This is a genomic window from Bacteroidota bacterium, from assembly GCA_013696965.1.
GTDB lineage: Bacteria > Bacteroidota > Bacteroidia > JACCXN01 > JACCXN01 > JACCXN01.
Genome location: JACCXN010000057.1, coordinates 173636 through 185688, shown reverse-complemented (window position 1 = coordinate 185688; position 12053 = coordinate 173636). Strand labels below are relative to the sequence as shown.

Sequence of the window (12053 nt, the reverse complement as noted above, 5' to 3'; positions counted from 1 at the left end):
GATTTAATATATATCCCACCTATATAAAACTTACTTTCAGAATTGTTAAAAAGTAGTTGGAAAAGTTAATTCTTTACTATTATATCCTGTTTCAAATACCATATCTTTGTTCCCCAATAAATATTTACTTAAATCAATTCTTTGAATATTAAAAAGTAATGAACTAGTAAATCATTAAAGGAAAAACTAACTTTCAATATAAAAACATATGAAATTCATTGTCTCCAGCATGACATTATTAAAGCAGCTACAAAATATTAGCGGTGTTTTAAACTCTAGCAATACCTTGCCGATTCTCGATAATTTCTTATTTGAAATTAAAGAGAATGAACTGGTAATATCAGCCTCTGATCTGGAAACCACAATGAGCACCTCGCTTCCTGTAGAGGCCAAGGATAAAGGAAAAATTGCGATTCCTGCCAGGCTATTAATGGAAACATTAAAGGCTTTTCCGGAACAACCACTAACATTTACAATACAGGATAAAACAAACGGAATAGAAATAGGATCTGATTTTGGAAAATATAAACTTACAGGACATGATGGTGAAGAATTTCCCAGGCTTCCAACTATTGAATCACCAAACTCACTTACTATAAATTCATCTGTTTTAGCCAATGGAATAAATAAAACAATTTTTGCAAGTGGAAATGATGAATTAAGACCTGTTATGTCTGGGGTTTATTGCATGTTATCTAGTGAAAATCTTATTTTTGTTGCAACCGATGCCCACAAACTAGTTAGATACAGCAGAACCGATGCTAAGTCAGACAAAAACACTTCCTTCATTTTACCTAAAAAACCTTTAAACCTGCTTAAAAACTTGCTTCAAAATGAAGATACTAATGTAAGCATAGAATACAATAATTCAAACGCATTCTTTTCATTTGCCAATATAAACCTTATTTGCAGGTTGATTGATGGAAAATATCCAAATTATGAGGCTGTAATTCCTAAGGAGAATCCAAACAAATTAACAATTGATCGTGCTTCCTTTTTAAGTTCAATTCGAAGGGTAGGGATATTTTCCAATAAAACCACCCATCAGGTAAGATTAAAAATGACGGGAAGTGAATTACAGGTTTCAGCTGAGGATCTTGATTTTGCAAATGAAGCCACAGAAAGATTAACATGTCAGTATGATGGCGAGGATATGGAAATTGGCTTTAATTCTAAATTCCTGATGGAAATGCTGAATAACCTTGATTCGGAACAAGTTAACATTGAAATGTCTGCCCCAAACAGAGCAGGGATACTAACACCTGCAAATAGTGACTCTCCTGAAGAAGACATTCTAATGCTTGTTATGCCCATAATGTTAAATAATTAATTTGATTTTTTAAAAGTGAATAAAAAGGATAGTGTATATAAAAGTTTAGATACTATTTTATTTCTTTTACTTTAAAGGCAAATCCTATTATTCTTATCTTTATCAGAATAATAATTAATTTATTTATTTTTCCATTATATAAAAAAATCAGAATGAAACCTAAAGTGTTTTTTGCTTTTTTTAAGCAATTGGAAAAGGATAGTTCCACATTTGTTTATCAGGCAGATTTCAATGAAAATATTACTGAAAATTTACTTCGGTTAAGTGAATTTAACATCAATAATATTCCTGAAATATCAAAATTAAACAATACAGTTTCCTTTTTAATGGCTGAATGTTTTCAAAATATTATTCACCATAGTGATAAACCAAAAATCAAAAACAGAACAAACAATTTACCCGAAATGTTTTTGGTAAGAAATATTGAAAACACCATTTACATTAGCTCTACTAATTTAATTGAAAATACCAAGATTGAGCGAATAAAGGGACAATTAGATATTGTAAATAAATTAGAAAAGGCTGAACTCAAAGAATTGTATTTAGAAGTTCTTACCAATGAAAGTTATTCTGAAAAAGGTGGTGCCGGACTTGGAATTATAGAAATGGCCCGGAAAAGTGGACATCCAATTACTTTTGATTTTGAATTTGTAAATTACTTTCTTTCCCTTTTCCATTTACAATTAAAGTTAAAATCTAAAACAAGCCCTGAAGAAAAAAACCCACTCATATTTCCCCTAAGTCATACTAAAGAAATACATGATATTATGTATTCAGATAATATTCTGCTTGCATATAAAGGAAATTTTTCTCAAGAAACTATTCTTCCTATTTTAGGTATGATTGAACATAATTTGAATCAAACCGGTAATATTGGGAAAATGAAAAAAGTTTATTACGTGCTAGTTGAATTGCTTCAAAACATCAGTAAACATGGTAAAAAGATTAAAGAAAACTGTGAAGGGATAATTATTATAGGAATTAAAGGCAATGGATATTTTATTAGTGCAGGCAACATTGTTGACAATAAGAAAGTAAGTGAACTACAGAAAAAATTAGATAATCTCAAAAATCGTAGCAAGGAAAGTTTATCAGAATTATATAAACATAATCTATTGGATAAAAAACCAGGATTAAAAGGGGGGGCAGGCTTAGGGCTAATCGATATTTTTAGAAATAGCAATTCAGAAATAGATTATGATTTTTTTTCTATAAATGATGAATCATCCTTTTTTTCATTAAACATTACTTTATAACTACTTTATTAATGGAAAAAGCAATTTATTTTGACGCTACGGAAGATACTCCTAAAGTAGTTTTGGATAAGGAAAAAATGAAATTCGAGATAAGTGGCCGATCTCTGCCAGAGGATGCTGAAAAATTTTATGAGACAGCTCTAAACTGGATGAGAAACTATGCAAACGAGCCTTCGTCCTTTACTGATTTTAATATTAATTTAGAATATTTTAATTCCGGTTCTGTTAAACAGGTATTAAAAATACTTATTACATTGGAGAAAGTAGTAAAAAACGGTGGTAAAGTTAGTATTACCTGGTTTTATAATCAGGATGATGAACTAATGGAAATCAAGGGCCAGGAAATAAAAAGCATTTTGAAAATTCCATTCCATTTAAAAATAATTGAATAAAAAAATTTCAAATTCCTCTCAATAAAAATAATTCCATTTTAATTTTCAATTGTACTTTTTTGTCGCTTTCCCAAGCTATAACCAGCCACTAAAATATCATCAATTTGGTTTCTATCTTTTTTCCAATCCTCCATGGTATTATGTATTACCATTTTTTGTTCTTGCATTCCCAAATGCTGAATATCAATTAGCAATTTTTTAAAGTTCATGGTATTGAATTTTTTATTGTTCCTGCCTCCAAATTGATCCATATATCCATCAGTAAACATATAAACAGAAGTATTTTCACCCAAAGAAACCTTCTTTGTTGTGAATTCAATTTGATTTTCCATTTCAAGTCGCAGATTCTTTCCACCAATTGATCTGACATCTGCATTAATTACCTGCAACTTATCATCTGTAACAATATAAATTGGATTCATAGCCCCTGCAAACTCCATGGTACTATTTACTGGATCCACAACACAAATTGACATTTCCATGCCATCTTCAGAAAGGCTCTCCTTATTATCCTGACGAAGGGCTTTAAGCACACCCTTGTGTAATTCTTTTAAAACAGAGGCCGGATCTGTAATTTGTTTTTCATTAATGATTTGATTTAAAAGAGTATTTCCAATTAAAGACATAAATGCTCCTGGTACCCCATGACCAGTACAATCAACCACAGCAATTATTAGTCTGTTATTTATTTCCGAGAGCCAATAAAAATCGCCACTTACTATATCCTTTGGGCGATAATAAATAAACGAATCAGGTAATAATTTATGTATTTCATCTTCATTCAATAGGACTGATTGTTGAATACGCCAGGCATAATTAATACTATCAAGAATTCTTCGATTCTGCCTAATTAGCAATCGGTTCATTTTTGCCTTGTGCTTATAGTGCCAAAAAGCAAACAAAAAGAGTACTAGAAGCATCAATAAACTCAATAAGGATAAATACAGTGCCTTGTTTTGAATTTCTAATTTCGATTTTTGTATTTTGATTAATACAATTGCACTCTTCAATTCTGCCTCTGCCCAATTTATCACTATTTCTCTTTGTTCAATTAACAGACTGTCCTCTTTTGTTGTAGCCTGAGCCCTGTCCAATTCAAGTTGCATCCTAGCTTGACGAATATCTAAAATACGTTCCTTGAAATTTTTTTTATCATTATTCCGTATACCTATTGGTTTCAAGTGAAATTCAGAAAAAACTTTCTCTGGTTTGATTTCTTTAAGGGGTAAATTTTTTATTTGATCTTTTGACTGAACAATTAGGTTTTTTTGTTTTGATAATTTTTCAGATTGATTTGCCATTTTGTTTTTCAGCACTGCCCTTTTCATTAATTCAATTAAATTGTCCTGGTCGTTTTTTTTACCTGATTTTTTAACTGAATTTCCATTAAGTTCTAACTCCATATAACCACTATCAGGATTATACAATAGTCTTCCAACAGGCTCATTTACATTTGCCTTATTATTATAACTGTTTAAAAGAAATTCGGCATCTGAAAATAGATAAACATCACTTTTGTTTGTAACCGGAATACCTTTAGTGTCAATGTAAAGAAGGTTATTATCATAACCTTCTTTTAAAACTTCGACTTTATATAATACATTTGGTTTTAATGTGATTTTAAAATCCCCTTTAGCACCGGAAACTGTTTTAAAAGATAATTCACTATTCTGGTAAACATTTATTTGCACTCCTTCAAGAAGTCCCTCCAGTACGGTTTGTTTGTTTTTTTTAAATAATTTCCTTGAGGAATCATTTTCATAACCATAAACTAGTCCTTCAAAAACAAATATCCCAGAAGATTCACTTTTTATTTGAGCAAAGGAAAATTGATTTTGAAAGAAAATGAATAAAGGAATAATAAATAAAAGTTTAATTTTCATTTGAATAAAATAATAATGGTATTCCTTAATAACAATTTACAATAAGCATTTACGGTATGTAAGGTAAATAGTTGCTATAAAATCATAATCAAATTACCTGTCCAATTTATATTCTATTCCTAAGCCATTTAATTTTGCATTTATTTTTGTTGTGTTACAAAAATAAAATCAAAGCTATTTATTATTCCAAACAATGGGTGAAGTTAATCAATATTAAATGATTTAAAATGAATTTGTACTGAACTTTTCTGGTTCAAAATACAAATTAATACATGTTTTCATAAAAAATATTTATCTAAAACAGTAGTTTGAATCCATAGTAGTTTCTAACTTCTTGCTCTCTTTTACCTCGTAATTTTTTTATTAAATATTTTATAAGGATAAAAAAACATAAAGTGTCTAATTTTTAAAAGCATTATTAAATCTGGCTTAATAAAGAATTAACTTAAATATAAATTTTATTAAAAAAGATGATTTATTTTAATTTTATGAAACTTTTTTTTTATTTCAAAGTAAAAAAACAAGCGGCAAACCCTTTATTAGAGGGCATTCTGCTGATTTTTATGTAAAAAAAATCATTTTCATGTAGTTTAAAACAAAGTGTTTTACTATTTTTAGCCCTTCTTAAAAAGCAATAGAATAAATGAAGTTAAGCATTTTAATATCTTTTTTACTGTTTTGTTTTTCAGTAAATGCTGGAAATCCATCCGTATCATATACTTGTATATACAATAACAACAATAAAAATACTTCTACAGAAAAAACAAAAGATAAAAAAAACAATGAAAACAAAGATCATGGCGAGGATGAAGATGAAAATGATGAAGATGAAGAAGCTCTTGATTCCGATTCAATAAGCTTGAAAATTAATTCTACCTTTTGCCAAAATGATTTTTCTTCAATGAATATACCTGCTCATGATTTGTATGGAGGCTGGGATAACTATGTTATTCACCCATATAAATTTGACCTTACCAAGAAAACAGACACAACTTTTGTTTTTTTACAAGACGAAAACAAATGCGACTATCATCATCCAATTTCCGGTTATGTAACTTCAAACTTCGGTACTAGGGGCAGTAGGTTTCATTATGGCATTGATATAAAATTACAAATTGGAGATAGTGTTTATAATGCTTTTGAAGGTACAGTACGTATTGCTAAAAAAAGTGCTTCCTATGGAAATGTAGTGGTTGTAAGGCATAATAATGGCTTAGAAACCTTATATGCACACCTTGATAAAATAAGTGTTGAGTTAGGCGATGTTATTGGATCTGGGGATTTAATAGGGTTTGGAGGAAACACAGGACGTTCCACAGGAAGTCATCTTCATTTTGAAGTAAGATTTCAAGGGGAGGCAATTAATCCCAATGATATTATATGTTTTGAAAACAACAGGCTTAAAATGGATACACTAGCTATAAATAAACACCTATTTGATTATGTAGTAAATGCTAGGGCTGTTAAATATTATTCTGTCAGAAAGGGAGATACCCTTTCTGGAATTGCCAAGAAGCACAGAACCACAGTTTCAAAATTATGCAAGCTTAATAAATTTAAATCTACCACAGTATTAAGAGTGGGTAAAAAAATCAGGTATGCTTAATTGCATACCTGATTTTTTTTATTTCCCAATATAGCTTGCCAATATTTCTTCAATAGCTTTAATCTTTGCTTCAGCATCGTGTGCCTTTTTTCTTTCGGTTTCAATTACCTCCGATTTAGCATTAGCAACGAATTTTTCATTCTGTAGTTTCTTTGTTACTGAATGTAAAAATCCATGTGTATATTCCAATTCATGGTTCAGTTTTTCAATTTCAGCCTCAATATCTATTTTTGTACTTAAAGGAATAAAATATTCATTTGATTTTATTAGAAAGGAGAACGCATTTTCCACCTTGTCCTCAACATAATTTATTCCACTCAAATTACATAGCTTTGAAATTAATGAATCCATTGAAGTATATGCATCTGTTTCATTCGCTTTTATATACAGTTCCAATTGTTCTTTCATTGGAATATTTTTTTCCTTCCTTAAATTTCTAATTGCAGAAACAACATCCGATGCGGTATTGAATTTTTCTAAAATTTCTATATCCCCCTGCTCCTTTACCACAGGCCATTTCGCAACAATAATACAATCTGCCTTAGTTCTTTCGGACATACAATGCCAGATTTCTTCAGAAATAAAAGGAATAAATGGATGAAGCACTTTTAGTAAATTTTCAAGCAACTCAAGAGTTATTTCACTTGTTTTACTGTCAATTGGTTGTTCATATGCAGGTTTAATTATTTCAAGATACCAGGCACAAAAGTCATCCCACACAAGCTTATAGGTGGCCATTAATGCATCCGACATTCTGTACTTAGTGTAATGGTCATTAATGGTTTTTAACTCTTCGTTGAATTTTGTTTTAAACCAGGAAATTGCAATTTTATTCACATTAGGTTGCTCGATACTCTTGGAAATCGGCCAACCCTTAATTAACCTGAATGCATTCCATATTTTATTACTGAAGTTTCTACCTTGTTCACACAATGATTCATCAAAAAGAAGATCATTGCCTGCAGGAGCGCTTAATAACATGCCCACACGAACACCATCTGCTCCAAAATTTTTAATTAAATCTAATGGTTCTGGTGAATTACCTAACTGCTTTGACATTTTCCTTCCTTGTTTATCTCTTACTATTCCTGTTAAATAAACATTGGAAAAGGGTTTTTCGCCTCGAAATTCATATCCTGCCATGATCATTCTTGCCACCCAGAAAAAGAGTATGTCCGGGCCTGTTACAAGATCATTGGTAGGATAATAATATTTTATATCCGGATTCTCAGGATCTTTGAAACCATCAAAAACTGAAATTGGCCATAACCAGGAAGAAAACCAGGTATCCAAAACATCTTCGTCCTGTTTTATGTTTTCATTGTTTTTGTTTGGAAATTTTTCACTGAATAAAACTCCTGCTTCTTTCCTTGTTTTTGCAACTACAATTTCTCCATCTTCATTATACCATGCCGGAATCTGTTGCCCCCACCAAAGCTGTCGCGAAATGCACCAGTCATGAACATTTTCCATCCAATTCCTGTAAGTGTTTTTGAATTTTTCGGGAACCAGTTTTATATTGTCATTCATCACATTTTCAAGTGCAGGCCCCGAAATTTTATCCATTTTTACAAACCATTGCCTAGATAGCTTTGGTTCTATTACAGCATTTGTCCTTTCAGAAAAACCAACTTTGTTTTTAATATCTTCAGTCTTAATGAGGTATCCCTCTTCTTGCAAATCATTTGCTATTTTTTTCCGAACTGCAAATCGATCCTCCCCAATGTAAAAACCTGCCTGTTCACTCATTGTACCATCATCATTAATAGTATCAATCACCTCCAATTTATGCTTTACTCCCAAATTATAATCATTAATATCATGTGCAGGAGTAACCTTTAAAGCACCTGTACCAAATTCCATATCAATATATTCATCAAAAATGATTGGTACAGCTCTGTTAACAATTGGAATTATGGCATTTTTGCCTTTCAAATGCTTATACCTTTGATCGAGGGGATGAACACAAACAGCAGTATCGCCTAAAATTGTTTCAGGTCGAGTTGTAGCAATAGTAATCCATTCATTCTCTGATCCCTCTATTTTATATTTTACATAATAAAGTTTAGAGTTTACCTCTTTGTGAATTACTTCTTCGTCAGAAACTGCAGTTTTACCAGCAGGATCCCAATTAACCATTCGTACACCCCGGTAAACAAATCCTTTATTGTACAAATCAATGAATACTGAAATAACTGCATCAGAAAGATCCTCTTCCATGGTAAATCTTGTGCGGTTCCAATCACAGGAAGCGCCAAGTTTTTTAAGCTGATCAAGAATAAGGCCTCCATACTTGTCCTTCCATTCCCATGCATATTTTAAAAACTCTTCTCTTGAAATATCTGCCTTATTAATTCCCTTTTCCTTAAGCATAGCCACAACTTTAGCTTCTGTGGCAATAGAGGCATGATCTGTTCCTGGAACCCAACATGCGTTTTTACCTTGCATGCGTGCCCGTCTTACCAAAACATCCTGAATGGTATTGTTAAGCATATGGCCCATATGCAGGACCCCGGTAACATTTGGTGGTGGAATTACAATAGTATATGGCTCTCTTTCATCAGGAACTGAATTGAAAAACCCTTGCTCCATCCAATGCCTGTACCATTTATCTTCTGTTAATGAAGGATCGTATTTTGATGCTATTTCCATCTCTCTTTATAATTTTATAAGGAATCAAAATTAGCAATTTTGAAATTAATATTCTTTATTCGGAAAATAATATCGAAAACATTAGCGTTCATTTAACTTTAAGTCATTATCAAATCCAATTGTTAATGAAATGTTAAATGTTATTAATTCAAAAAAATATTTAATAAATTTGTAAATAACAAAAAGTAAATATTAAAACTCAGATAAAAAAATTATGAAAAAATCATTATTGACCATCGGAGTTGTTGTAGCTACCTTTTTCACAACTGTAAGAGCTCAGGAGATAACAACAGGAATTGATCCTAAACCAAGTCTAGCTGAAATTACTTTTGAGAAAGATGTTTATGATTACGGCAACATTAAACAAAATGCAAGTGGAGCCAGTGAATTTAAATTTAAAAACACAGGTAAGGAGCCATTAATAATTTCAATGGCAAGAGGTAGTTGCGGATGTACAGTTCCAGATTGGCCAAAAGAACCAATTAAACCAGGCGAATCAGCTTCTATTAAAGTTAATTATGATACTAAACGAGTTGGTCCAATTAACAAAACAGTTACAATTACTTCTAACGCTAAAAATGAGCCTTCTAAATTGCTTACTATTAAAGGTAATGTAGATGCCGTAGTAGAAGAAACTTTTCCTGGCAAAGCAGTTCCTGTAGGAGCTCCGCTTGAGAAACATTAATATGTTCAGAATTTTTGCTTTTTTTTGTGTGATTGCAATTTTATTATCGGCTTTCCCCAGTTTTTCTCAAACAGGGGAGGCCGATTTTAAATTTGATAAAAAAGTACATAAATTCGAAAAGGTAAAGGAAGGCGAGGTTATTGAATTTGAATACACTTTTACAAATAGCGGCAAAGTCCCTCTTACAATAACCGATATTAAAGTTGCCTGCAATTGTACCCTTGTTGATTTCCCCGAACACCCTATTGAACCTGCAAACTCAGCAAAAATAAGTGTAAAGTTTGATACCCAAAACAAAATAGGTTACCAGAATAGAAAACTGGAAATACATTCCAATGCAATAAGATCACCTCATGTTCTCCATTTTAAAGGAATTGTGGATAACAAATAAAATACAGTAATTATACTTTTCTTAATTGCATTTTTCCATTATAAGTTTCTTTTCAGTGTATTAAATTAATTACCTTTGAGGACTTACAAACCGATTGGATATGCCAAAACTATCATTAAAAGGCAATGAAATGCCTGCCTCCCCTATCAGAAAACTAGTTCCCTTTGCTGAAGAAGCAAAAAGAAAAGGCAGAACTATATATCATCTTAATATTGGACAACCTGATATTGAGACCCCACAAATTGTATTGAAAGCTTTAAAAAACATAAATCTTAATGTTATTGAATACAGCCATTCAGCAGGTTTTGAAAGCTACAGAGAAGGTCTTGCCCGCTATTATTATAATCTGGGAATTGAAATAACCAAAAATGACATAATAATTACAAATGGAGGATCTGAAGCAATACAAATAGCGTTTTTGACTTGTTTTAATCCAGGTGATGAATTAATAATACCGGAACCTTTTTATGCCAATTACAATGGTTTTGCATGTGCAGCAGGAATCAATGTGGTGCCGGTTACAGCAAATATTGAAGATGGATTTGCACTTCCAGCTGTTAGTGAATTTGAAAAACTTATTACTCCCAGAACAAAAGGAATAATGATTTGCAATCCAGGAAATCCTACCGGTTATTTGTATACTAAACAAGAGTTGGAAGCTTTACGAGACCTGGTAAAAAAGCATGATCTGTATTTATTTGCAGATGAAGTGTACAGGGAATTCTGTTATGATGGCCATGTACATCATTCTGCCATGAATCTTAAAGGGATCGAGAATAATGTAATTTTAATTGATAGTATTTCTAAACGCTATAGTTTATGTGGGGCACGGGTTGGAGCATTGATTTCAAGAAACAAGGAAGTTATGGCAACAGCAATGAAATTTGCTCAGGCAAGGCTCAGTCCATCAACCTTTGGACAAATTGCAGGAGAAGCAGCATTGCAAACTCCTGATTCATATTTTAGCTCCACTACCGCTGAATATGTTGAGCGAAGAAATGTAATTGTAAATGGCGTAAACCAAATAAAAGGAGCATTTTGCCCTGTTCCTAGTGGAGCCTTTTATTGCATTGCCAGCCTTCCAATTGATAATTCAGACACCTTTTGCCAATGGTTGCTTGAAGAATTCGAATATGAAAATCAAACTGTAATGCTTGCTCCTGCAACGGGGTTTTATTCTACTCCTGGCCTTGGGAACAATGAAGTTAGGATTGCTTATGTTTTGAATAAATTCGCTCTTGAAAATGCAATCAAATGTTTGGATGAAGCATTGAAAATATACCCAGGCCGGACAGTAAAGCAGGAAGCCGGAAAACTGGAAGTTTAATTTATTAATACAATACCCATGATTCAAAGAATTCAAAGCATCTATTTATTTATTGCTGCAATTTTAACAAGCTTAATTTATATATTCCCCTTTGCTGAATATTTAAAAGATGGTACCTTTTATTTACTTGATATTATGGGATTGAAAAACAATTCCACTTCAGAAACTATTTTTTCAACTCTTCCCTTATTACTATTAGTATCCATTTGTATCCTTATTGCTTTTGCAACCATATTTCTTTTCAATAAAAGAACACTACAAATAAGACTGTGCAACCTTAATATTCTACTTTATGTAATTCTTATTGCAGGAGTGTTTTTTTATTCTGATAGGGTGGAGAATGAATTAAATGTTGAAAGCCTTGTAACAACATATAAGTTTGGATCAATTATACCCGTAATTGGCATTATACTTACTTTTTTAGCAAACAGGGCTATTCGAAAGGACGAGGCATTGGTAAGGGCATCTGACAGAATTCGATAAAAACAGAATTGCCACTTTTTCTGTTGGAAATATCCCTTTTAAACTTAA

10 protein-coding genes are annotated in these 12053 nt (G+C 31.7%); 8 read left to right on the top strand and 2 right to left on the bottom strand.

The window, feature by feature from the left end; translation table 11 throughout:
• Positions 1 to 208: 208 nt before the first annotated feature.
• The 3 genes from dnaN (at position 209) to H0V01_09370 (ending at position 2978) form a co-directional block, all read left to right on the top strand.
• Positions 209 to 1330, top strand: a complete 1122-nt coding sequence (dnaN, locus tag H0V01_09380) for a DNA polymerase III subunit beta (GenBank protein MBA2583581.1) — start codon at positions 209 to 211, stop codon at positions 1328 to 1330.
• A 152-nt stretch (positions 1331 to 1482) separates the two neighbouring features.
• Positions 1483 to 2586 (top strand): hypothetical protein, encoded by a 1104-nt coding sequence (locus tag H0V01_09375; protein ID MBA2583580.1) that lies wholly within the window; start codon positions 1483 to 1485, stop codon positions 2584 to 2586.
• An 11-nt stretch (positions 2587 to 2597) separates the two neighbouring features.
• Positions 2598 to 2978 carry a DUF1987 domain-containing protein gene (locus H0V01_09370; GenBank protein ID MBA2583579.1) on the top strand — a complete coding sequence of 127 codons (381 nt, stop codon included), beginning with the start codon at positions 2598 to 2600 and terminating at the stop codon, positions 2976 to 2978.
• Positions 2979 to 3016: 38 nt separating this feature from the next.
• Here the strand turns inward: H0V01_09370 and H0V01_09365 are convergent, their stop codons facing one another.
• Positions 3017 to 4861, bottom strand: a complete 1845-nt coding sequence (locus H0V01_09365; protein MBA2583578.1) for a SpoIIE family protein phosphatase — start codon at positions 4859 to 4861, stop codon at positions 3017 to 3019.
• Positions 4862 to 5504: 643 nt separating this feature from the next.
• Here H0V01_09365 and H0V01_09360 point away from each other — a divergent pair.
• Positions 5505 to 6467 carry a peptidoglycan DD-metalloendopeptidase family protein gene (locus H0V01_09360; protein ID MBA2583577.1) on the top strand — a complete coding sequence of 321 codons (963 nt, stop codon included), beginning with the start codon at positions 5505 to 5507 and terminating at the stop codon, positions 6465 to 6467.
• Between the two features lie 18 nt (positions 6468 to 6485).
• Here the strand turns inward: H0V01_09360 and H0V01_09355 are convergent, their stop codons facing one another.
• A complete protein-coding gene (locus tag H0V01_09355) occupies positions 6486 to 9119 on the bottom strand; it encodes a valine--tRNA ligase (protein ID MBA2583576.1) in 2634 nt (877 codons plus the stop codon).
• A 214-nt stretch (positions 9120 to 9333) separates the two neighbouring features.
• On the opposite strand from H0V01_09355, the gene H0V01_09350 reads away from it, so the two are divergent.
• The 4 genes from H0V01_09350 to H0V01_09335 all read left to right on the top strand — a co-directional run bounded on the left by H0V01_09350 (position 9334) and on the right by H0V01_09335 (position 12005).
• Entirely contained in the window at positions 9334 to 9804 is a 471-nt protein-coding gene (locus H0V01_09350; GenBank protein ID MBA2583575.1) for a DUF1573 domain-containing protein, read from the top strand.
• Positions 9805 to 9832: 28 nt separating this feature from the next.
• A complete protein-coding gene (locus H0V01_09345) occupies positions 9833 to 10195 on the top strand; it encodes a DUF1573 domain-containing protein (protein ID MBA2583574.1) in 363 nt (120 codons plus the stop codon).
• Between the two features lie 100 nt (positions 10196 to 10295).
• Positions 10296 to 11522 (top strand): pyridoxal phosphate-dependent aminotransferase, encoded by a 1227-nt coding sequence (locus H0V01_09340; GenBank protein ID MBA2583573.1) that lies wholly within the window; start codon positions 10296 to 10298, stop codon positions 11520 to 11522.
• Between the two features lie 18 nt (positions 11523 to 11540).
• A complete protein-coding gene (locus H0V01_09335; GenBank protein ID MBA2583572.1) occupies positions 11541 to 12005 on the top strand; it encodes a DUF4293 domain-containing protein in 465 nt (154 codons plus the stop codon).
• Positions 12006 to 12053 lie beyond the last annotated feature (48 nt).